The 22511-nt window shown below is 49.6% G+C and carries 17 protein-coding genes and 21 tRNA genes; all 38 read left to right on the top strand.

Features of this window, described 5'->3' with window-relative positions; all coding sequences use genetic code 11:
- The first annotated feature begins 103 nt into the window (after nt 1-103).
- On the top strand, nt 104-604 hold the full coding sequence (gene ybeY, locus EFBL_RS17035) for an rRNA maturation RNase YbeY (protein WP_096183394.1): 501 nt from the start codon (nt 104-106) through the stop codon (nt 602-604).
- 4 nt (nt 605-608) lie between these two features.
- Nucleotides 609-1106, top strand: a complete 498-nt coding sequence (locus EFBL_RS17030; RefSeq protein WP_096183392.1) for a diacylglycerol kinase — start codon at nt 609-611, stop codon at nt 1104-1106.
- Nucleotides 1084-1494 carry a cytidine deaminase gene (locus EFBL_RS17025; protein WP_096183390.1) on the top strand — a complete coding sequence of 137 codons (411 nt, stop codon included), beginning with the start codon at nt 1084-1086 and terminating at the stop codon, nt 1492-1494. Before EFBL_RS17030 ends, EFBL_RS17025 begins: the two co-directional genes overlap by 23 nt.
- Entirely contained in the window at nt 1475-2380 is a 906-nt protein-coding gene (gene era, locus EFBL_RS17020; RefSeq protein ID WP_096183388.1) for a GTPase Era, read from the top strand. The genes EFBL_RS17025 and era overlap by 20 nt, the downstream gene beginning before the upstream one ends.
- A gap of 121 nt (nt 2381-2501) precedes the next feature.
- Nucleotides 2502-2642: a YqzL family protein gene (locus EFBL_RS17015; RefSeq protein ID WP_096183386.1), complete on the top strand. Its 141-nt coding sequence runs from the start codon at nt 2502-2504 to the stop codon at nt 2640-2642.
- Nucleotides 2643-2709: 67 nt separating this feature from the next.
- Nucleotides 2710-3459 (top strand): DNA repair protein RecO, encoded by a 750-nt coding sequence (gene recO, locus EFBL_RS17010; protein ID WP_096183384.1) that lies wholly within the window; start codon nt 2710-2712, stop codon nt 3457-3459.
- A gap of 262 nt (nt 3460-3721) precedes the next feature.
- Nucleotides 3722-5113, top strand: a complete 1392-nt coding sequence (locus tag EFBL_RS17005; protein WP_096183382.1) for a glycine--tRNA ligase — start codon at nt 3722-3724, stop codon at nt 5111-5113.
- A gap of 182 nt (nt 5114-5295) precedes the next feature.
- Nucleotides 5296-5940 carry a transcriptional regulator CcpN gene (ccpN, locus tag EFBL_RS17000; RefSeq protein ID WP_096183381.1) on the top strand — a complete coding sequence of 215 codons (645 nt, stop codon included), beginning with the start codon at nt 5296-5298 and terminating at the stop codon, nt 5938-5940.
- A 33-nt stretch (nt 5941-5973) separates the two neighbouring features.
- A complete protein-coding gene (locus EFBL_RS16995; RefSeq protein WP_165912721.1) occupies nt 5974-6783 on the top strand; it encodes a pyruvate, water dikinase regulatory protein in 810 nt (269 codons plus the stop codon).
- Nucleotides 6783-9431 (top strand): pyruvate, phosphate dikinase, encoded by a 2649-nt coding sequence (gene ppdK / locus EFBL_RS16990; RefSeq protein ID WP_096183377.1) that lies wholly within the window; start codon nt 6783-6785, stop codon nt 9429-9431. Before EFBL_RS16995 ends, ppdK begins: the two co-directional genes overlap by 1 nt.
- A 333-nt stretch (nt 9432-9764) precedes the next feature.
- Nucleotides 9765-11579 carry a DNA primase gene (gene dnaG / locus EFBL_RS16985; RefSeq protein WP_096183375.1) on the top strand — a complete coding sequence of 605 codons (1815 nt, stop codon included), beginning with the start codon at nt 9765-9767 and terminating at the stop codon, nt 11577-11579.
- Between the two features lie 27 nt (nt 11580-11606).
- Nucleotides 11607-12758 carry an RNA polymerase sigma factor RpoD gene (gene rpoD, locus EFBL_RS16980; protein ID WP_096183373.1) on the top strand — a complete coding sequence of 384 codons (1152 nt, stop codon included), beginning with the start codon at nt 11607-11609 and terminating at the stop codon, nt 12756-12758.
- Nucleotides 12759-12988: 230 nt separating this feature from the next.
- On the top strand, nt 12989-14131 hold the full coding sequence (locus EFBL_RS16975; protein WP_096183372.1) for an acyl-CoA dehydrogenase: 1143 nt from the start codon (nt 12989-12991) through the stop codon (nt 14129-14131).
- Between the two features lie 159 nt (nt 14132-14290).
- Nucleotides 14291-15946 carry an AMP-binding protein gene (locus EFBL_RS16970; RefSeq protein WP_096183472.1) on the top strand — a complete coding sequence of 552 codons (1656 nt, stop codon included), beginning with the start codon at nt 14291-14293 and terminating at the stop codon, nt 15944-15946.
- 83 nt (nt 15947-16029) lie between these two features.
- Nucleotides 16030-16737: a tRNA (adenine(22)-N(1))-methyltransferase gene (locus tag EFBL_RS16965; RefSeq protein WP_131927784.1), complete on the top strand. Its 708-nt coding sequence runs from the start codon at nt 16030-16032 to the stop codon at nt 16735-16737.
- On the top strand, nt 16713-17825 hold the full coding sequence (locus EFBL_RS16960) for a Nif3-like dinuclear metal center hexameric protein (RefSeq protein WP_096183368.1): 1113 nt from the start codon (nt 16713-16715) through the stop codon (nt 17823-17825). Before EFBL_RS16965 ends, EFBL_RS16960 begins: the two co-directional genes overlap by 25 nt.
- Before the next feature lie 389 nt (nt 17826-18214).
- Nucleotides 18215-18787, top strand: coding sequence for a C40 family peptidase (locus EFBL_RS16950; RefSeq protein ID WP_096183364.1), 573 nt, complete (start codon nt 18215-18217; stop codon nt 18785-18787).
- A gap of 304 nt (nt 18788-19091) precedes the next feature.
- A tRNA-Lys gene (locus EFBL_RS16945) sits at nt 19092-19167 on the top strand.
- Between the two features lie 73 nt (nt 19168-19240).
- Nucleotides 19241-19315: transfer RNA gene (locus tag EFBL_RS16940), tRNA-Gly, on the top strand.
- A 42-nt stretch (nt 19316-19357) separates the two neighbouring features.
- Nucleotides 19358-19442 (top strand) — tRNA-Leu (locus EFBL_RS16935).
- A 74-nt stretch (nt 19443-19516) separates the two neighbouring features.
- Nucleotides 19517-19593: transfer RNA gene (locus tag EFBL_RS16930), tRNA-Arg, on the top strand.
- Between the two features lie 254 nt (nt 19594-19847).
- A tRNA-Ala gene (locus EFBL_RS16925) sits at nt 19848-19923 on the top strand.
- A 9-nt stretch (nt 19924-19932) separates the two neighbouring features.
- Nucleotides 19933-20007 (top strand) — tRNA-Asn (locus EFBL_RS16920).
- Between the two features lie 5 nt (nt 20008-20012).
- A tRNA-Thr gene (locus tag EFBL_RS16915) sits at nt 20013-20088 on the top strand.
- Between the two features lie 89 nt (nt 20089-20177).
- Nucleotides 20178-20254: transfer RNA gene (locus EFBL_RS16910), tRNA-Glu, on the top strand.
- A gap of 189 nt (nt 20255-20443) precedes the next feature.
- A tRNA-Val gene (locus EFBL_RS16905) sits at nt 20444-20519 on the top strand.
- 73 nt (nt 20520-20592) lie between these two features.
- A tRNA-Met gene (locus tag EFBL_RS16900) sits at nt 20593-20668 on the top strand.
- Between the two features lie 5 nt (nt 20669-20673).
- A tRNA-Asp gene (locus EFBL_RS16895) sits at nt 20674-20750 on the top strand.
- A 36-nt stretch (nt 20751-20786) separates the two neighbouring features.
- A tRNA-Phe gene (locus EFBL_RS16890) sits at nt 20787-20862 on the top strand.
- A 41-nt stretch (nt 20863-20903) separates the two neighbouring features.
- Nucleotides 20904-20979: transfer RNA gene (locus EFBL_RS16885), tRNA-Thr, on the top strand.
- 4 nt (nt 20980-20983) lie between these two features.
- A tRNA-Tyr gene (locus EFBL_RS16880) sits at nt 20984-21068 on the top strand.
- A 9-nt stretch (nt 21069-21077) separates the two neighbouring features.
- Nucleotides 21078-21154 (top strand) — tRNA-Met (locus EFBL_RS16875).
- Between the two features lie 8 nt (nt 21155-21162).
- Nucleotides 21163-21237, top strand: a tRNA-Gln gene (locus EFBL_RS16870).
- Between the two features lie 69 nt (nt 21238-21306).
- Nucleotides 21307-21393 (top strand) — tRNA-Leu (locus tag EFBL_RS16865).
- 18 nt (nt 21394-21411) lie between these two features.
- Nucleotides 21412-21488: transfer RNA gene (locus tag EFBL_RS16860), tRNA-Leu, on the top strand.
- A gap of 70 nt (nt 21489-21558) precedes the next feature.
- A tRNA-Pro gene (locus EFBL_RS16855) sits at nt 21559-21635 on the top strand.
- Between the two features lie 5 nt (nt 21636-21640).
- A tRNA-Ser gene (locus EFBL_RS16850) sits at nt 21641-21732 on the top strand.
- Between the two features lie 5 nt (nt 21733-21737).
- Nucleotides 21738-21811 (top strand) — tRNA-Gly (locus EFBL_RS16845).
- Nucleotides 21812-22511: the final 700 nt, after the last annotated feature.

The raw sequence follows: 22511 nt of genomic DNA, 5'->3' as shown, positions 1-22511 counted from the left end.
GCTCAAAAAACCGTGACCCCACTAAAGCGAAATCCTGGGATGGGACAGGCTTTTAACCCTTTGGTGGGGTCTCTTTTAGGGTAACGGAATGGGAGGATTTGGCATGACCGCACAAAATACGCGAGTTATAGTGGAAATAGTCGATGATTACGGAGCCGAATTCGCTTTTGACGTGGTGGAACTTCTGACAAAAGCCATTCGCGCGGCAGCCGCTTTCGAACAGATTGAAGCGGGAGAAGTGGTCGTGTCTCTTGTGGATGACGAAACCATCCGGGAACTCAATCGAACCTACAGAAAGAAAGATGCACCGACGGACGTATTGTCTTTTGCCCTGCAGGAATCTGACGAGGAAGAGCCGGATATTCTTTATTCCGAGGATGAAGCTGTGGATTCGGAACCGTTGGGCGATATTGTGATCTCGATCCCTACAGCCCTGCGGCAAGCTGAGGAATACAGCCACAGCCTGGAACGGGAGCTGGCATTCCTGGCTGTTCACGGGTTTCTCCACTTGATCGGCTATGATCATGGGACCGAAGAAGAGGAGAAGGAGATGTTTTCCAGACAGGAATCGATTCTGGTGAACATTGGACTGACAAGAGGGTGATTCCATGCGATGGTTTGAAGGGGTGCGGAACAGCTTTCGGTATGCCGAAGAGGGAGTTATGTACGCACTGGCAACCCAACGCAATATGCAAATCCACTTTTTGCTTGCATTCCTGGTGATGATCTTTTGCCTTGTTCTGGACGTATCAAGGCTGGAGGTCATTCTCGTGTTTTTTGCCATTATTTTGGTTGTGGGGGCAGAATTGGCCAATACTGCCATAGAGTCGTTGGTTGACCTTGTTACCGAAGACTATCACAAACTGGCGAAAATCGCGAAGGATACCGCAGCGGCTGCAGTCCTGTTGGCAGCATTGCATGCCGTGATTGTGGGGCTTCTTGTGTTTCACGACAAGTTGTGGCCGCTTCAATTGCGAACCTTCTCAAAAGCAGGGGTTGAGTGGTATCTGGTTGCCATGGGGCCGGTAATGATTGGATATTTTGTTATCCGTACGTTCATCACACGGAAGAGGAGGCTGAACAATGAACGGAGAGCAACTGATTGAGTTGGCCAAACAGGCAAGAGAGAAAGCATACGTCCCCTATTCCAGGTTTCCCGTGGGAGCCGCGATTCTGGCGGATGACGGAACGGTGGTCACGGGTTGCAATATTGAGAACGCATCCTACGGGTTGACCAACTGTGCAGAGCGAACCGCCATCTTCAAGTTGGTTTCCGAGGGGAAGAAAGACATTCAACTGGTTGCGGTGGTGGCAGATACTCCCCGGCCTGTTTCCCCGTGCGGAATGTGCAGGCAAGTTCTGGCTGAATTCTGTTCTCCCGATACAAAAGTGATTCTGTCCAACCTGAATGGACAAACTACGGTAACGACTGTTGCAGAACTGCTTCCCTATTCTTTTTCGAAGGAGGATTTGAATGACGCAGGCCATACATAAGTCCGGATTTATTGCGCTTGTTGGGAGACCCAATGTCGGAAAATCAACCTTGCTCAACCAGATCGTCGGCCAGAAAGTCGCCATTATGTCTGACAGGCCCCAAACCACACGCAACCGGATCCGGGGAGTCTATACAACGGATGAGGGGCAGGCGATTTTTCTCGATACTCCCGGAATCCATAAGCCTCAACACAAGTTGGGCGATTATATGGTTCGAACTGCGATCGCCACTTTTGGCGAGGTGGATCTGATCTGCATGATTGTGGATGCCAGCGAGAAAAAAGGACCCGGCGACGAATTTGTGATTGAGCAGCTTAAGAAAGTAAACACGCCTGTGTTCTTGCTGGTCAACAAAATCGATTCTGTTTCCCACGACAAACTGTTGGAAATCATAGCTGACTACAAAGATCTTTATCCGTTTAAGGAAATCGTTCCGATTTCCGCTTTGACCGGTGACAACGTGGACAGGCTGCGTTCTTTGATATTTGCCAATTTACCCGAGGGTCCGCAGTATTACCCGGATGATCAGGTGACGGATCATCCGGAGCGTTTTGTGGTTGCGGAACTCATTCGGGAAAAGGTCCTCCATCTGACCCGGGAAGAAGTGCCTCACTCTGTTGCCGTGGAAATTGAACAGATGCAGTACAGGGAAGATAAAGATCTGCTTTATATCAGCGCCGTGATCTACACGGAAAGAACTTCGCAAAAGGGAATCCTGATCGGCAAAAGCGGTGGCATGTTAAAAGAGATCGGACAGCGTGCCCGTACGGATATTGAAAATTTGTTCGGATCCAGGGCTTTTTTGGAACTTTGGGTGAAAGTCAAGGAAGACTGGCGGAATCGGGAGACCATGCTTCGCAATTTCGGCTTCACGGATACGGACTAACCCACTCTCTGCTTTCTGGGAAGATTTCCTTCGTATACGTCTGACTGGTTCGGTGATTCTAATGGTACAAGTCAAACCTCACTGACGCCCTGTCAGGGCAAAACCAGAAAGGATGAGCAGAATGCGAGACTTTTCGTGGCGCTACTTTTGTGCTACAGGTGAGATCGATGCTTATCTGCTGTATAAGGAACATGAGGCTTTGGACAGTCAGAACGAAGTCTCTGCAACCCAATGCGAGGAGGACTTGACGAACGAAGCGTAAAAGGATTTTCCGCGGCACATCCCGAATACAACTTCCAGGACGAGATTAGTTGAAATGAGGATTCGTTTTGGATAAGACGGAAGGCATTGTACTCCGGGCGATCAACTACGGAGAGACCAACAAAGTGGTAACGCTTTTGACAGCCAAATATGGAAAAGTTGCCGTTCTCGCCAAAGGAGCCAATAAGCCCCAATCGAGGCTGGTACCCGTATCGCAACCGTTTGTGCATGGGACTTGGCTTCTGTATGGCGGGAATACCGGCATGTTTTCCGTTTCCCATGCTGATTTGCTCAATTCATTTCGTCCCATACGGGAAGATTTGTTTTTGTCCGCTTATGCCGCCTGCATGACCGAGATAACGGACCGAGTTCTGGAAGAGCGGCAAGCTTATCCCGGTTCCTTTCACTTGTTGCTGCAGATGTTGGGATATCTGGTTGAGGGGAAAGATCCGGAGGTTTTATTGCGCATATATGAAAGCAAAATGTTCTTTGTGGCCGGCATTCAACCAAATTTGGCCAGGTGCGGCAACTGTGGAAATATGCTGCAAAGTTCCGTCCGCTTTTCAATTCAGGCAGGCGGACCTCTTTGTGACCAATGCCGCGAAACGGATCCTTATGCGGTCTGGATGAAACCGGCCACGTTCAAATTGCTTCGGTTGTTTCAGGAGATTGATGTTTCCCGGCTGGGCAGCATCAACGTCGGAAACGACGTGAAGCAACAGTTGGGTAAAATTCACAAGCAATATCTGGAGGAACACGCCGGAATTCATTTGAAGTCAAAACAGTTTCTCGATCAGCTTCACAAGTATGGACTTTAGAATTGACTTTGATCGGGACCTTTGTTATCATGCCAACAGTTACATATTTCGGCAGTGAAGGACAGGAGTAGTAAACGATTGCCAGTCAGCGAGCCGGGGTGGGTGCGAGCCCGGTATGGACGGTTTATGAACGGCGGTCCGGAGCCGATTTCAATCAAGGCGGGCGCTGTTGAGAGCGCCAACTAGGGTGGAACCGCGGGAGAAACCTCTCGTCCCTTGTTTTGGGACGGGAGTTTTTATTTTGAATAGGGGTGGGAAAAAGATGAGCGAACAAAGAGTAACCATGGATCAAATCGTTGCGCTGGCCAAACACCGGGGATTCATTTTTCCCGGATCCGAAATCTACGGAGGGCTGGCCAATACCTGGGATTATGGACCGCTTGGTGTGGAACTGAAAAACAACGTCAAGAAAGCCTGGTGGAAGAAATTTATCCAAGAGTCTCCCTACAATGTGGGACTGGATTCGGCCATCTTGATGAATCCGCAGACCTGGGTGGCTTCCGGGCATGTCGGAAATTTCAACGATCCGATGATTGACTGCAAGAATTGCAAAGCAAGGCATCGTGCCGACAAACTTATTGAAAGCGCCTTGGCGGAAAAAGGAACGGAAATTGTTGTAGACGGAATGTCCTTCGAGCAGATGTCCAGTCTGATTCAAGAGCATGACATCGCATGTCCGGATTGCGGTTCCAAAGAATTCACCGGTATCCGTCAATTTAATCTGATGTTCAAGACTTTTCAGGGTGTGACCGAAACTTCCGCCAATGAAATCTACCTCAGGCCGGAAACCGCCCAGGGGATTTTCGTCAATTTCAAGAATGTGCAGCGGACCATGCGCAAAAAGCTGCCCTTCGGAATCGGCCAAATCGGCAAGAGCTTCCGAAATGAGATCACACCGGGCAACTTTACCTTTCGCACTCGGGAATTTGAACAAATGGAACTTGAATTTTTCTGCAAACCCGGGGAAGACTTAAAGTGGTTCCAGTACTGGCGGGACTATTGCTACCAGTGGCTGCTGGGACTTGGCATTCATGAGCAGAATATCCGTCTCCGGGATCACACGGTTGATGAATTGTCCCATTACAGCAATGCGACAACAGACATTGAGTACAAGTTTCCCTTTGGTTGGGGAGAGTTGTGGGGGATCGCCGACCGGACCGATTTTGATTTGAAGAGCCACATGCAGCATTCCGGCGAGGATTTCCATTATCTCGATCCTGAAACCAATGAAAAATATATTCCCTACTGCATTGAACCTTCCCTGGGGGCAGACCGGGTAACTTTGGCGTTCCTGATCGACTCGTATGACGAAGAAGATTTGGGAGATGGGGACAAGCGTACGGTACTTCGCTTCCATCCGGCTCTGGCACCGTTTAAGGCTGCCGTTCTGCCGCTTTCCAAGAAGCTGTCTGACGATGCTGTCAAGATTTACGAATTGCTGTCGGCGGAATTCAACTGTGACTTTGACGAATCAGGTTCTATCGGAAAGAGATACCGCAGGCAGGATGAAATCGGCACTCCGTTCTGCATCACCTACGATTTTGATTCCCAGACGGACGGTCAGGTTACGGTCCGGGAAAGAGATTCCATGGAACAGGTTCGCATGCCGATCAGGGAATTGAAAGAATATCTGTTGGACAAAGTGAAGTTCTAAAGAATTGTCAGTCACACACATCGATTACGGAATGTTGCCGGTTGTCGATGTGTTTTCTTTTGTAAAAAATTTGTGCAAAAGAACTCTAGCAGGAAATTCTGTGCTAATATAGTATATACTATATTGGATAAATCGTCATAAAGTATGTCACATTTATAGAATCCTTTTTCCGAAGGTGGTGTTTGGCCATCGAATTGTCAGCAAGACAGCAGCAGATATTGGAAATCGTCCGCCTGGAAGGGCCCATAACGGGTGAACAGATTGCGGAAAAGCTGAATTTGACACGCGCAACTTTGCGGCCTGATTTAGCCATTCTTACAATGGCGGGTTTTTTGGAAGCCCGGCCGCGTGTCGGATACTTTTATGCAGGCAAGAAAACAAGCGAGATTTTTGGCGAACAACTGCGCAAAATGTTAGTCAAAGACCACAAGGCTGTACCGGTTGTAATCTCAGAGAACGCGACCGTTTACGATGCGATTGTTGCCATGTTCGTAGAAGACGTGGGCAATCTTTCGGTGGTCAAAGATCATGGAATTCTTGCCGGTGTCATTTCGAGAAAAGATTTGCTTAAGGTGGCCATTGGCAAACAGGAAACGCAATCGGTGCCGGTTTCACTGGTGATGACCCGGATGCCAAACGTTATTACAGTGACGGGTGAGGATAATGTTTATAACGCTGCCCGAAAGCTTGTGGAAAATGCGGTCGATTCGCTTCCCGTAGTGAAGGTGCTTGATGCGGAACGGAAACAGTATGAGGTTATCGGTCGTTTTACCAAGACCACCGTTACGAAGATCTTTGTCGAACTGGGTTCAAACCGGGAAATCTGATTGTGGTGGGAGGATAACAGGTTGAAAGAACATATGCCAATCGTGTATGTGGTATCCGATTCAGTCGGGGAAACCGCCGAGTTTGTGGTAAGAGCCGCAGCCAGCCAATTTAATGGAGGTCGGGTCGAGATTCGCCGTGTCTCCTATGTGGATGATCCGGAACCGATTAAAGAGGTGATTGAGGCGGCAAAAGAAGTCAACGGGTTTGTTGCATTCACATTGGTGATACCCAGTCTGCGGGAATTCATCATCGAAGAATCAAAACGGCAAGGGGTACATTTGGTGGACATTATGGGTCCGATGCTGGAGGCGTTTCAGAATGTGGTTCAGATGGAACCCAAACGGCGACCTGGTTTGCTGCACCAAATGGATGACGAGTACTTCCGCCGGGTGGAAGCAATCGAGTTTGCCGTTAAATATGATGACGGGAAAGACCCCCGCGGTTTGCTGAGAGCAGACTTGGTCCTGATTGGGGTTTCACGCACTTCAAAAACTCCGTTGTCGATGTATCTGGCCCATAAGCGGATCAAATGTGCCAACGTTCCATTGGTACCTGAAGTGGAGCCTCCGGAAGAACTGTTCCAAGTCTCGCCCAAAAAAATTATCGGTCTGACGATATCGCCCAATGAACTCAATCTTATCCGGCAAGAACGGCTTAAGTCGTTGGGGCTTAAGGCGCAAGCGAATTACGCAAACTTGGACCGGATCTTACTGGAGTTGGAATATGCCGAGAAATTAATGCGTAAACTGGGTTGTCCTGTCATTAATGTCTCCAATAAAGCTGTTGAAGAAACGGCCAGCATTGTAATGGATATTTTAAAACGCGGGGGAGGAAAAGCGTAATGGAGAAAAAATATGTCTACATGTTTAAAGAAGGGCATGCCGACATGAAAGACGTTCTCGGCGGAAAAGGGGCTAACCTCGCGGAAATGACGAGAGCCGGATTGCCGGTTCCTCCGGGATTCACGATTGCTACCGACGCGTGTCGGGAATTTTACAGGGCAGGGGAAACCGTAACGACTGAAATCCAGCAACAAATTGACCAGGCTCTTGCGGAACTGGAAGAGAAGGTTGGGAAGAAACTGGGCGATCCGGCAGACCCGTTACTGGTCTCCGTAAGGTCCGGTGCCAAATTCTCCATGCCCGGAATGATGGATACCATTCTGAATCTGGGATTGAATGATGCAACCGTTCAAGGATTGGCAGAATTAAGTGGCAATGACCGGTTTGCATATGATTGCTATCGCCGGTTTATCCAGATGTTCAGCGATGTGGTGCTCGGGGTTGACCATTATCATTTTGAGAACATTCTGGATCAGGTGAAAGAAACCCGGGGAGTCAAGCTGGATACGGATCTTCAGGCGGAAGACTGGAAAGAAGTGGTGAGCCGATATAAGGAGTTGGTTCGTAAAGAAACAAGGGCCGAGTTTCCGCAAGACCCAAAGGTACAATTGGACAAAGCGGTTCACGCTGTATTCAAGTCTTGGAACAACCAGCGGGCTCAGGTATACAGAAGAATCAACAAAATCCCGGACGATCTCGGCACGGCTGTCAACATTCAAATCATGGTGTTCGGGAACTTGGGGGACGACTCCGGTACTGGCGTGGCATTCACCCGGAATCCGTCCACCGGTGAAAACGAATTGTACGGTGAGTTCCTGATCAATGCGCAGGGTGAAGATGTAGTAGCCGGTATTCGCACTCCCCAGCCGATTTCAGCCTTAAAAGATGTAATGCCCGGCATTTATCAACAGTTTAAAGAGATCGCACATCGTCTGGAATCCCGCTATAAAGATATGCAGGACATTGAATTCACCGTAGAACGCGGAAAACTCTACATGCTGCAGACACGAAACGGCAAACGTACGGCTCAAGCGGCAGTAAAGGTTGCAGTGGATATGGTGAAAGAAGGCCTGATATCGAAAGAGGAGGCCCTCTTGCGGGTAGATCCCAATATCCTGGATCAGTTGCTGTTCCGCCGCATTGATCCCGCTGCTCAACTGGAGGTGGTGGCAAAAGGGCTCCCTGCTTCTCCGGGTGCAGCATCCGGAATCGTTGTGTTTGATGCAGATACAGCAGACAAGTTGGGCCATGAAGGAAAGAAAGTAATCCTGGTCCGTCCGGAAACCACTCCGGAAGACATACATGGAATGGTGGCGGCACAGGGAATCGTCACTTCACGTGGCGGAATGACATCCCACGCAGCGGTAGTGGCCCGTGGTATGGGGAAACCCTGTATTTGCGGCTGTGAAGCTTTGCGGATTGATCTGCGGGCAAAACAGGTTACTGTTGAAGATAAAGTGATTAAAGAAGGGGATTGGATCTCCATCGATGGGGGAACCGGGCGGGTCCTGCTTGGTGAAGTGCCTTTGATTGACCCTGTTTTGTCTGCCGAGTTTAAGCAATTGTTGGATTGGGCAGATGAAATCCGCAAAATTGACGTGCGGGCCAATGCGGACAATCCGGAAGACGCTGCCAAGGCTCGCGAGTTTGGGGCCCAAGGAATCGGTCTCTGCCGGACGGAGCATATGTTTATGGCTTTGGATCGGGTGCCGATTGTGCAGGAAATGATTCTTGCGGAAACAGAAGAAGAACGCCGCATTGCGCTGGATAAACTGCTTCCGATGCAGCAGGGGGATTTTGAGGGGATTTTGTCCGCCATGGAAGGTTTGCCGGTGACAATCCGGTTGCTGGACCCGCCGCTGCATGAGTTCTTGCCCAATTTTGAGGAATTGCTTGTTGAACTGACAAAGCTTCGGATGAGTCCTGACAGTGACCCTGTATTGATCCGGGAGAAAGAGGCTCTCCTGCGCAAGGTGCGGGCATTGCAGGAATTCAATCCGATGCTTGGACACCGTGGATGCCGTCTGGGCATGACTTTTCCTGAAATCTATGAAATGCAAGTGGTTGCCATTTTCAGGGCGGCAGCCAACTTGAAGCAAAAGGGGATCGACGTTCATCCGGAAGTTATGATTCCGCTTGTGGGGCATGTGAATGAACTACGGATCATGCGTGAACTGGTCGTGGAAAAAGCAAATGAGGTTATGGAAGAGACGGGTCAGGCATTTGAATATACCATTGGCACGATGATTGAGATACCGCGTGCGGCACTGACAGCCGGCGAAATTGCAACAGAGGCGGACTTTTTCTCGTTCGGAACCAACGACTTGACCCAAACCACATTCGGTTTCTCACGCGATGATGCCGAAGGCAAATTCCTGCACCAATATGTTCAGCATAAAGTTCTGCCGGACAATCCGTTCATTGTGTTGGATCAGAGCGGAGTAGGCAAACTGATCCAGATGGCCGAACAACTGGGACGCAGTGTGAAACCCGGTCTGAAGCTTGGAATTTGCGGAGAACACGGCGGGGAGAAAAGTTCCATCGAGTTCTGTTACAAGAATGGCTTGAATTACGTGTCCTGTTCTCCATTCCGGGTTCCGATTGCGAGATTGGCTGCTGCCCAAGCCACCCTGAACAACCCAAGATAAACTGATGGCAGAGAAAAGCCCTGCTTAAATCCTTTGAGCGGGGCCTTTAATCTTTTGCATGCAAGGATTACATTCGGAATATTTCGCAATAATTCGGTTTATACTAAGAGAGCCTAGTTTTTGAATCGGAAGAATGTCGTCTAGTGTCGATTTTTGTAAACGAAATGTGAATCATTAGAAGGAAATTGTCGGCACCTGTAGAATAATAGAAACACCGGATCAAAAAATGATTGTCAATAAATTTTTTATAGTTCCTGAAGGAGATACTTCCGCATTGGCGAATATCAGAATGTATTCTGGCAAGCTGCCTCATGCAGAAAGGTTTGATGCAGGATGAGGCGAATCCCGGAAGAGGTCATTGAGCAAATTCGCCAACATTTTGACATCGTTGACTTGATCTCTGAATATGTACCCTTAAAACGATCGGGGCGATCTTTTGTAGGATTGTGTCCGTTTCATTCGGAGAAAACCCCGTCGTTTTCTGTGTCTCCAACCAAACAGGTTTATCATTGTTTTGGTTGTGGGGCGGGTGGCAATTCAATCTCCTTTGTCATGCATATGGAGAATCTTTCATTTGTGGAAGCAGTCGAACACCTGGCAAAAAGGGCAGGCATTCATCTGCCTGAAAGGGATGAATCTGACAAGGATTCTCCCGAAGCAATTCGCCGTAGAGAGATGCTTCGGTGCCATGATCTGGCGGCCAAGTTTTATCATCACATCCTGCTGAACACGGAAGCCGGTGTACCTGCTCTTCAATACCTCCAGAGACGCGGGTTAACGTTACCCACAATTGAAGAATTTCAGCTGGGATTTGCACCTGACCGGTGGGATCTTCTGCTGACGTTTTTTAAGAAGCGCGGGTTTGAGGAGGAGTTTCTTGAGCGGGCGGGATTGCTTTCCGCAAGCCAAAATCAACCCGGCCGTTATTTTGACCGTTTTCGGGGACGCGTCATGTTTCCGATTCAGGACGGACAAGGACGCGTTATTGGTTTTGGCGGGCGTATACTGGGGAAAGGGGAACCGAAATACTTGAATTCCCCGGAAACAGAGCTTTTCCAAAAAGGCAGGCACTTGTACAATCTCCATCGGGCGAGACCCTTTATTCGCCAGCAGGGGAGAACCATCCTGCTTGAGGGGTACATGGATGTGATCATGGCTCACCAGTACGGTATCCGAAATGTCGTGGCAGCCTTGGGAACTGCTTTGACATTGGAGCAGGCAAAGATTCTCAAAAGAAACGGCAATGAGATTGTCATGATGTACGACGGAGATCGGGCGGGTCAGAATGCATCTGTGCGGAGCTCCGAAGTGATAACGGAAGCGGGAGGAGTCCCGCGGGTAACTGTATTGCCCGATGGACTGGATCCGGATGAATTTCTTCGGAAATTTGGAACGGAGTCGTTTGAGAGAATTGTTGAGGAAGGAACCATTTCTTCAACCGCGTTCAAATTGAAGATGCTTCGGTCAAACAGCCAATTGTCCACACAGGAAGGTGTCATCGCTTTTTTGTCTGAGGCAGTTCGGATCATCGCTGAAGCCAAAAGCCCTGTTGAACGGGAGACGTATTTGCGCGAATTGGCAGGAGAATTTAACGTGTCTCTCGAATCCTTAAAAGAAGAGATGAAAATGGTCATCTCAAACCAAAAAGTCGGGGATAAACCTGCCAGTAAGTGGAATACTAATATAAATAATGGCGAGAGCATGTTCAGAAAGGCGCAAAGTCCTCTTCCCGCCCATATTCAGGCGGAAAGGAAACTCCTATCTCTTATGTTAATCGATCCGGGGGTAGCAAGACAAGTCAAAGAGACGATTGTTGATGAATTTTCCGTTGAAGAGCATGCCGCTTTGGCAGTTCACCTCTATCTTTATTACGGGAATCATGCTGAGTCCAATCCGGCCCACTTTATATCCCGGCTTGATGATGACAACTTGGTTCGCTTGGCGTCTCAATTGTCATTGGAGGCGGAATCGACCGGTAACAGACCGGGGCTTGCAGACGAATACATTCAACGGATGCAGATGCATCAGGCGGAGAAACGTTTGCAACTGATTCCGAAAGAGATGGAAGCTGCTGCAAAGAACGGGGATTTCGAGACACTTCGGCACTTGGCACAGGAACAAATTGAACTGCGCAAAAAAACAAGATAGACACTCCGTGGGGAAGGAGGGGTCGGGATGGTGAAGAAACCAGTGAAGAACACAGAAACAACAGAACTTACAGTGGAACAGGTCAAGGAACAACTGTTGGAAACCGGCAAAAAGCGCGGCTATCTGACTTTCAAAGAAATCATGGACAGATTGTCCGCTTTTGAACAGGATTCGGACCAGATTGACGAGTTCTTTGAACTGTTGGCCGAACGTGGAGTTGAAGTAAGCAACGAATCGGAAGATGACGATGAAGAAGCTGATGAATTGGTTCTTGACGATAATGAGGACGTAATGCCCACCGACACTGAAGAAGAATTTGATCTTGGGGATCTGACGGTGCCCCCGGGAATCAAGATCAACGATCCGGTACGCATGTACCTGAAAGAGATTGGGCGCGTACCGCTGCTGTCTGCCGATGAAGAGATTGAATTGGCCAAACGGATTGAGAAAGGCGATGAAGAAGCCAAACGCCGTCTGGCTGAAGCAAACCTTCGACTGGTTGTAAGCATTGCCAAACGGTATGTTGGCCGGGGCATGCTGTTCCTTGATTTGATTCAGGAAGGTAACATGGGTTTGATCAAGGCTGTCGAGAAGTTCGATTACCGCAAGGGTTACAAGTTCAGCACCTATGCTACCTGGTGGATTCGCCAGGCAATCACTCGAGCGATTGCGGACCAGGCGAGAACCATTCGGATCCCTGTTCACATGGTAGAGACAATCAATAAGTTGATCCGAATCTCCCGTCAGCTTCTGCAGGAATTGGGGCGGGAACCAACCCCCGAAGAAATTGCGATTGAAATGGAAATGAGTCCGGAGAAGGTTCGGGAAATCATGAAGATTGCCCAGGAACCCGTATCACTTGAAACTCCCATCGGTGAAGAAGATGACTCACACTTGGGAGACTTTATCGAAGATCAGGATGCCCTGGCTCCCGCAGATGCAGCAGCGTATGAACTGCTGAAAGAACAGCTGGAGGATGTGCTCGACACATTGACCGAGCGGGAGGAAAACGTCCTGCGCCTTCGCTTCGGTCTTGATGATGGCCGTACCCGCACATTGGAGGAAGTGGGCAAAGTGTTTGGCGTCACCCGTGAACGGATTCGCCAGATTGAAGCCAAGGCGTTGCGAAAACTCCGTCATCCAAGCCGCAGCAAACGGTTGAAAGATTTCCTCGAGTAGAACAACCTGTTCCTGCACCCGTCACCTTGGCGGGTGCTTATTGTTTGTTCTACATTTTACATCGTTTCCCAGCGGGATGCAAATTCCAAAAATGGCTCGACAGGTTTAAACAGCGAACATTATAATAAGAGTAGCCCAAAGGGATATATTTTTTAAATAATACCAACCGAATGTTCGTTTGGAACAAACCTGAGCGAGCGTTCGGTCGGTTCAGGGGGAGGAAACAACGGATGAATTTTGATTTGACAAAAGAACAAAAGATGATCCGGGACATGGTCAAGGAATTTGCCGACAACGAAATCGCTCCCAAGGCGGCAGAAATTGACCGGTCCGCCGCATTCCCGTTAGACACCTTTAAGAAAATGGGGGAGTTGGGCCTGCTGGGGATTCCTTTTCCCGAAGAGTACGGCGGAATCGGCGGGGACACGATTTCTTATGCCCTGGCGGTAGAAGAAGTCGGACGTGCGTGTGGGAGTACCGGGCTCAGTTATGCTGCAGCTGTATCTCTGGGCGCAAGTCCTATCTATTATTTTGGAACGGAAGACCAGAAGCAAAAGTACCTTGTGCCACTGGCATCCGGCAAAGCGTTGGGGGCTTTCGGATTAACAGAGCCGGGGGCTGGTTCTGATGCGGGCGGTACGATGACAAAAGCGGTTCTGGAAAACGACCAGTATGTGATTACCGGTTCCAAATGCTTCATCACCAATGCTTCCTTTGCAAAGACCGTAATCGTCACAGCGGTGACTGGAAAAACCGAGTCAGGCAAGAACATTGTGTCGGCTCTGATTGTGCCGACGGACGCCCCCGGTTTTCGGGTAAGCAAGGAGTACGAAAAGTTGGGACTCCGCGGCTCCAACACCGCCGAATTGATTCTTGAGGATGTCCGGGTCCCGAAGGAAAATCTCCTGGGCGATCCAAAGAAGGGGTTCAAGCAGTTTCTTTATACATTGGACGGGGGAAGAATCTCAATCGGGGCATTATCGGTTGGAATTGCCCAAGCTGCCTTTGATGCCGCGCTTCAATATGCGAAAGAAAGGATTCAGTTTGGACAGTCCATTTCCAGGTTTCAAGCCATTCAGTTCAAGTTGGCGGACATGGCCATGCATATAGAACTTGCCAGAAATATGGTGCTGAAGGCTGCGTGGTTGAAAGACGAGAAGAGGCCGTTTACCAAAGAAGCGGCCATGGCCAAATTGTACGCATCCGAAATCTGTATGCGGGCCTGCGACCAGGCAATTCAAATTCACGGGGGATACGGTTACATGAAGGAGTACCCGGTTGAGAGGTATCTCCGTGATGCCAAACTGATGGAGATTGGGGAAGGAACATCGGAGATCCAGAGACTTGTAATTGCCCGGCAATTGGGTTGTTGACAATAGTGCGGCGGCATCCTTGATGGCCAAGGGGCCGCTTTTTTAGGCGTTTGAGGGAGATTTTTAACGTTCGAAAGGAATATCAAACACCTGTCTCGAATCAATTATTTAATGAAAGTTGCCAATATTCATGACGAGGGGGATTTATGAATGGCACAAATCATGCAAATTACAGTAGGCAGGCTGCTTGAACAAGTCGCGAAAGTTCGTCCTGAGCACGAGGCTGTTGTCTATCCGGATCGAGGATTGCGGTATACATACAAACAATTTGATGATCTTTGCCGTCAAGTGGCGAAAGGTCTTATGAAGCTGGGGATTCTGAAGGGTGAAAACATCGCCATATGGGCCACCAACCACCCCGAATGGGTAACGGCGCAGTTTGCCACCGGGAAAATGGGTGCGGTTCTGGTGACAGTAAACACCAACTACCGGACAGCCGAACTGGAGTATCTGTTGAAACAGTCCGATTCCACAACCTTAATTCTGATGGAATCGTACCGCGGGGCCTCTTATGTGGAGATGTTGTACGAAATTGTTCCGGAGTTGAGAACATCAGAGCCCGGCAAACTGCAATCCGAAAAACTCCCTTTTCTGAAGAATGTCATTATTATCGGGGACAAACAATTTCCCGGCATGTTTCTGTGGTCGGACATCGTAGAGATGGGAAATCAAATAAGCGATGCGGAGCTGGATGACCGCATGGAATCCCTGGACCCGGATGAGGTGATCAATATGCAGTATACGTCCGGCACCACGGGTTTCCCAAAGGGAGTCATGCTGACTCACAACAACATTGTCAACAATGCCGCCAATATCGCAGAGTGTATGAAGTTGACCCATCAGGACCGCATGTGTATCCCGGTTCCGTTTTTCCATTGCTTCGGGTGTGTGCTCGGAACTCTCACATGCGTTACTGCAGGAGCCACTATGGTTCCTGTACAGGAGTTTGATGTCGTCAAGGTGTTATCCGCGGTGCAGGATGAGAAATGCACGGCTTTACACGGAGTGCCGACCATGTTTATTGCGGAACTAAACCATCCCGATTTTGACAACTATGATCTCAGTTCCTTACGGACGGGCATTATGGCCGGGTCCCCTTGTCCGATTGAGGTGATGAAAGCGGTTGTGGAAAAAATGGGAGCCCGTGAAATCACCATCGCCTACGGACAAACAGAATCTTCACCGGTCATTACCCAGACTCGCACGAATGACCCGATTGAATTGAGAGTGGCAACGGTAGGCCGCGCCTTGCCGGCGGTTGAGGTGAAGATTGTGGAGCCAGGCACCAACCGGGAAGTTCCGCGCGGTGTGCAAGGAGAGCTTTGTACGCGAGGGTACCACGTAATGAAGGGGTACTATAAGAATCCGGAAGCGACCGCAAAAGCCATTGACGAAGACGGATGGCTGCACACAGGTGATCTTGCGACAATGGACGAGAACGGATACTGCAAAATCACCGGCCGTTTAAAAGATATGATCATTCGTGGCGGAGAGAATATTTATCCCCGTGAAATCGAAGAGTTCCTCTACACTCACCCGAAAGTGTTGGATGTACAGGTGGTTGGCGTTCCGGACGAAAAATACGGAGAAGAAGTGATGGCCTGGATCCGGTTGAAAGAAGGGGAGACGGCAACAGCGGAAGAAATCCGCGAATATTGTCTGGATAAGATCGCCCGTTACAAAGTTCCGCGGTACATTCAATTCTGCACCGAATATCCGATGACAGCGTCGGGCAAGATTCAGAAATTCAAATTGCGGGAACAGGCCATTGACCTGTTGAATCTGCACAAAGCCAATTCAATTGAAACAGCATAGAAATTATCACGGGGAGCGGCCTGCGGGAACGCTCCCTTTTTGTGTTCGGGGGAAAATCCGGGTATAATGAACTCGGTGATTTGATGAAACTGTCAAAACGTTTGCAAAAAGTTGCTGATCTGATTCCGATGCGTGCGAAAATTGCGGATATAGGAAGCGATCATGCCTATCTGCCAACATATCTTGTGGAACAAGGGAAAGTAGTCAAGGCAGTGGCGGGAGAAGTCAACCAGGGACCCTATGAGACGGCCAAGCGAACCGTAGAAGAAGCCGGGCTGTCAGATAAAATCGACGTTCGTAGAGGTAACGGTCTCGAGGTGATTACGGCGGGAGAAGCGGATACCATCACCGTCTGCGGAATGGGAGGGGGGACGATTGTCGAAATATTGGCTGCCGGCAAAGACAAGTTGTACGGTGTAAAGAAAATGATCTTGCAACCGATGGTCGACAGCGATCGTCTCCGCAAATGGTTGCATCAGAATGGGTGGCGGATCACCGTGGAGGAACTGGTGATGGATGAAGGGATCCTCTATGAGATTCTGTTGGCGGAACCGGGGCAGGAGGTATACAGCGATCCTCTGTGGTATGAATTCGGCAATGTGGAGTTGCTGAAGAATCACCCGCTGTTTCCGCAAAAAATAGCCTGTGCCATTGAGAAGCTTGAGAGGATATTGCGAAGTCTGCAGAAAGCGCAAGGGGAAGATGCAGGGATGAAACGGGACGCAATGCTTGAGAAAAAGAACAGACTTGAGGAGGTGTGGAAAGCATGCAAGCAAGAGTCAGGGATGTAATTCGGGTACTGGAGGAATGGGTATCCCCAAACCTTGCCTTGGAAGGGGACAAAATTGGACTGCAGATTGGTGATCCTACTCAACCCGTCAATAAAATTCTGGTAACCCTCGACGTGACCGAGGAGGTTGTGGATGAGGCGATACGGATTGGCGCGCAAATGATCATAGCGCATCATGCAATCATATATTCCTCGATTAAGACAATCCGTACCGACACCCACTACGGACGAACCATTTCCAAACTGTTGACCCATAGCATCTCAGTGTATGCAGCCCACACCAATCTCGATGTGGTGGAAGGAGGAGTCAACGACGTACTGGCCCGTTTGTTGGGACTGCAGAATGTCGAGATCCTGGACAGACTGCATAATCAAAGAGTAAGGAAACTGGTAGTGTTTGTTCCAAAGAGTCACCACGATCAAGTGTTACAAGCCATATGCGGTGCCGGTGCCGGATGGATTGGAAATTACAGCCACTGTACCTTCAATATGGAAGGAATTGGGACTTTTAAACCGGAGGAGGGGACAAATCCTTTTATTGGGGAACAAGGCAATCTGGAAAAGGTAGAAGAGATTCGACTGGAAACCATTGTGCCTGAACAACTTCAGGAAAAAGTTGTCCGCGCCATGCTGGAAGCCCACCCTTATGAAGAAGTTGCCTATGACCTGTATCCGCTTGAGATCATGGGAAAGCCCTTTGGGATTGGAAGAATTGGCGATCTAAAAGAAAAGTGCAAATTGGATGAGTTTGCTATGCTGGTCAAATCGAAACTGGCAGTCCCCGGAGTGCGGATTGTCGGAAAACGTGATCGGATGGTCAAGAAAGTGGCGGTACTCGGAGGGTCCGGGTCTGACTGGATTGACGCAGCTTTATCGAAAGGGGCCGATGTGCTGGTTACAGCCGATCTGAAATATCATGACGCCCAAGACGCTATGTTCAAAGGACTTGCGTTGGTAGATCCCGGCCACAATGGAATGGAACGGATTGTCGTGCCTGCAGTTGCCGATTTTTTAAATGAAGCTTTAAAAGATCTGCAATGTTCAGCCGTAGCATCGGTTGTTGTTACGGAACCATTCGATTTTCTGTAGGGGATTCTACTTTCGAACATGCCTCCATACCATGGTATGGGGGTGTTCATTATGTTCGAATGGGTTGTGGGTCTTTTTTGTCTGCTCATAATTGTTTTGGGAAGCACTTATTTGTATTATCTTGCCCATTTGATACTTACCATAACCAAATGTCCGGACTGCGGGAGAATCATGCAGAAGGTGTTATATACGGAATGGAATGATTCGGAGGACAGTCATATTGTGTATGAATGCCGGTTTTGTCAAGCAAAGCGCATACGCCCTCTTAACAAGGGGAAAAAGTTTACCATGTATCCGTGAGTAAAAACTCCCTCTAATACGGATCTGCCATACAGGGAATTCTGTAGTCAAGGAGACAAAAACGAATATCGGGTTAGGGGGGCTCAGCTATGAAACGACTTTGGACGCTCCTTCTGCTCCAACCGCTTTTGTTCGCAGCCACCTCGCATGCATCCGTTTACGCCCAGCACCATTTGCAGGATTCTCAGGCGAAAGCTGCCCCTCCCAAACAAGAACAATTCCTTGTCAATGCAATGCAAAGCCAGGCCATTCTTGTCAAAGACAAAAAAGTATTTCAAGAGAAATTTCGGCGTATGTCAGAACAATTTGGCGGGCCATCAGCCACCGCAGAAGCAATGTTGAGCGAGCCCCATGCTTTTTACTGTGCCGGGTTTGTGCAGGATTTATACCGTCAAAATGGGATTTGGATTCCCGCACACTCAGTGGCCCAACAAGCAAAATATGGCGTCAGGATCAAGGATATTGACAAAACGGAACCCGGCGATCTGGTGTTCTTCTCTCGATCCCCATCAGACAAAGCGCCTGTTCATGTTGCGGTCGTCCTAGGAGAGGGAAACTTGCTTCATGCATCGGGTGATCATCGACAGGTGGAGGTTCTTGCCATTAACAACAAGCTGCGTCAACATTTCATGTTTGCCACTCGCTTGGTTTCATCCATATAATTTGCATTTTTCTTCTTATACATTCATCTTTTTTCCGGAAACATTGTGTCTTGCCCAAGGCAAGGCTTTTCTTTTTGGTTACAATTTGAAGAGAAAACAAGCATGACAGATTTAGGAGGTGTTTTTAGTTTTTTAGGAATGGTTTTGTTCTCTTTTGTTAAGAGAAACGGATTGAAACAGCGATGAAATGATGCTAATATAACTTTTGTCGCCGACGGCGGTAGGAAATGGTGAGTGAAATGACAAAAATTATATATTGAGTTTGACCTGGATTTTTGTTATGATAGCACTTGTCACTTGGTGCGAGCCATTAGCTCAGTCGGTAGAGCACCTGACTTTTAATCAGGGTGTCGATGGTTCGAGTCCATCATGGCTCACCAGAATGCCCTTCGGGGCTCCCGCGAAGTACTTGGATTTCACTTCGAAGCTGAGAATCGCTTCGTGGGGTGTCGTGCGGAAGTAGCTCAGCGGTAGAGCATCGCCTTGCCAAGGCGAGGGCCGCGGGTTCGATCCCCGTCTTCCGCTCCATCGATGGGCGATGTGGTTATTGGCCGCACGCCCTCCCGAAATGCGACCGTGGCGGAATCGGCAGACGCGCACGTTTGAGGGGCGTGTGGGATATCCCGTGGTGGTTCAAGTCCACTCGGTCGCACCACTTGTGAATTTCGGGGTTCCCACGAAGTACCCGGAATTTGCTGCAAATGTTTACGTCACTTCGTGGAGTGATTTGTGCCCTTAGCTCAGCCGGATAGAGCGTTTGACTACGAATCAAAAGGTCGGGAGTTCGAATCTCTCAGGGCACGCCATTTATAACTACTTTGGATCTGCTAGTGCCTGCAGATTCGAACGTGGGAGTTCGTCGGAGCGATACATCGATAGCATTTGCTTCGCAGCCGGGTGATCTTCCCGTATCTCTCAGGGCACGCCATATGCAGTTTTTTCGGGGTCCCCGCAATTGTACTCGGTGTAAGCTGCAACGCATTGCTTCACTTTGCCCCCATCCGGGGATAGGTTGTCACTAAGCGACGAGTCGCTAAGTGCAACTTTATGGGGGTGTTTCGGGGATATAGCTCAGTTGGTAGAGCACCTGCCTTGCAAGCAGGGGGTCAGCGGTTCGAATCCGCTTATCTCCACCAGACAGGTATTCCTCGATAGCTCAGCGGTAGAGCATCCGGCTGTTAACCGGAGGGTCGTAGGTTCGAACCCTACTCGAGGAGCCATCCATGCTTCCATAGCTCAGTCGGCAGAGCGCATCCATGGTAAGGATGAGGTCACCAGTTCGATTCTGGTTGGAAGCTCCAGGAAGGAAAGGGCCCATCAAAGTGACGTGAAAGCGATGCGGCTTACACCGACTTTGATGGGGACCCGAAAATACGTTAATAAAACCTTCGGCGCGTTGGAGAAGTGGCTTAACTCACCGCCCTTTCAAGGCGGCATTCACGGGTTCGAATCCCGTACGCGTCACCATCTTTGAATCCGCTACGGGATTCGAGGAACCGGGGTTCGTCGGAGCGTTGCTTCGGAAGCTCTGCTGCGCAGCCGGGTGGTTTTCCCGTATCCCGTACGCGTCACCACTAATCTTTCCCTGATTATTGTCGGGGTCCCCGCAAAGTACTCGGTGTTGCTACATGCTTGGCGTCACTTTGTGGGGTGTCTGGAAGCTTAGCTCAGCTGGGAGAGCATCTGCCTTACAAGCAGAGGGTCGGCGGTTCGATCCCGTCAGCTTCCACCAAAGAGGATGAAGGAGGGCCGGCTAAGAGCGGTGACATTCGTGTCACAAGGTCGGCCCGACGACATCCTGTCGTCGCGGGGTGGAGCAGTTGGTAGCTCGTCGGGCTCATAACCCGAAGGCCGCAGGTTCGAGTCCTGTCCCCGCAACCAACCATGGAGCTGTGGTGTAGTGGCCTAACATGCCCGCCTGTCACGCGGGAGACCGCGGGTTCGAATCCCGTCAGCTCCGCCACCGTGAATCTCGTCAGGGATTCGAGCACTAAGTAATGGCTCGGTAGCTCAGTCGGTAGAGCAGAGGACTGAAAATCCTCGTGTCGGCGGTTCGATTCCGTCCCGAGCCACCATTATAAAGCCAATTAAAGCAACTTTGTTTGAAATCGGAATTGCCACCTTAGCACAGTCGGTAGTGCGCATCACTCGTAATGATGAGGTCGCCGGTTCGATTCCGGCAGGTGGCTCCATGACGGAGGGATACCAAAGTGGCCAAATGGGGCGGACTGTAAATCCGTTGGCATCGCCTTCGAAGGTTCGAATCCTTCTCCCTCCACCAAATCAATATGGCTCGATAGCTCAGTTGGTGAGAGCGACGGATTCATAACCCGTAGGTCGGCAGTTCGACTCTGCCTCGAGCCACCACAACTTATTGGGGAGTCGCCAAGCGGTAAGGCAACGGACTTTGACTCCGTCATGCGAAGGTTCGATCCCTTCCTCCCCAGCCAAAGACTATCGCTCATCAAAGTGACAAGCCTTCGAAGCTAATTCCGGGTGCTTTGATGGGAACCCCATTTGCGGTCGTGGCGGAATTGGCAGACGCGCAAGATTCAGGTTCTTGTGGGCGCAAGCTCGTGGAGGTTCAAGTCCTCTCGACCGCACCAGAATTTAATAATGATGATGCCGGAGTGATGGAATTGGCATACGTGCACGACTCAAAATCGTGATTTTGTGGGTTCGAGTCCCACCTCCGGCACCAATTGTTTTGGGGTTCCCGCAAAGTACCCGGTTTTGCTGCAAAAGCTTTGCGTCACTTTGTGGGGGTTCTTCGGAATGTAGCGCAGCTTGGTAGCGCGCACGCTTCGGGAGCGTGAGGTCCAGGGTTCAAATCCCTGCATTCCGACCAGTTGTGGAGAGATGTCCGAGTTGGTCGAAGGAGCACGATTGGAAATCGTGTAGGCGTTAACCGCGTCTCAAGGGTTCGAATCCCTTTCTCTCCGCCAGTCATGCGGGCGTAGTTCAATGGTAGAACTCCAGCCTTCCAAGCTGGTCGCGTGGGTTCGATTCCCATCGCCCGCTCCAAACATTAGACCCCATTAAGACAATCACATAAAACTTTTCTGATGCTACCTTAAATCCGTCGAAAGGTGTCGAAAGATTTCAGCCTTTTGACGGATTTATTTGTTTTTGAAGTTTGGTGTGGACGTTTTATGATTCTTGTATAACGTCAAATTATCGGGCGAAAAATGAAGAAACCAGGAGAATGAAGTAGAATCTTTTGTGGCATTTGCTCCACATTCTACTTTTTGTTTGTATTTGTTCTGCATAATATGTTGAGGAGCGGTGGATTACATGATATTATAGCTTCTGTTGTCGCGAGAGAGCGGTTCGAACGAAACAAGTCGTTCTTTGCACCCAAGGGGCATTTAGTTCAACTTAGCGACTTGTCGCTTAGTTGCAACTTATACTCTGGAGTGCAAGTAACGCTAAGGCAACAGTAAGGAAACCCCGCTAAGAACGTTGACGTCCATGTCAACAACGCGGGATAGATCATCCAGGATCTAAGTCGTTCTTTGCACCCACAGGGCACAAGTAACGCTAAGGCCCTGAAGGACCAAGTCGTTCTTTGAAAACTGAATCGTGTAGGGAGCCACGATTGATTCTTCGAATACGATGCGGCTGCCCCGCCCCCTAAAGGCGAGGCGAAAGCATCGACTGAGGTAGCCCCGCTAAGAGCGTCGACGTCCATGTCGACAACGCGGGACGAATCATCCGCAGAGGT

The sequence above is a fragment of the Effusibacillus lacus genome (assembly GCF_002335525.1).
In the GTDB taxonomy this organism is placed as follows: Bacteria; Bacillota; Bacilli; order Tumebacillales; family Effusibacillaceae; genus Effusibacillus; species Effusibacillus lacus.
This window is presented reverse-complemented; position numbering and strand designations above follow the sequence as displayed.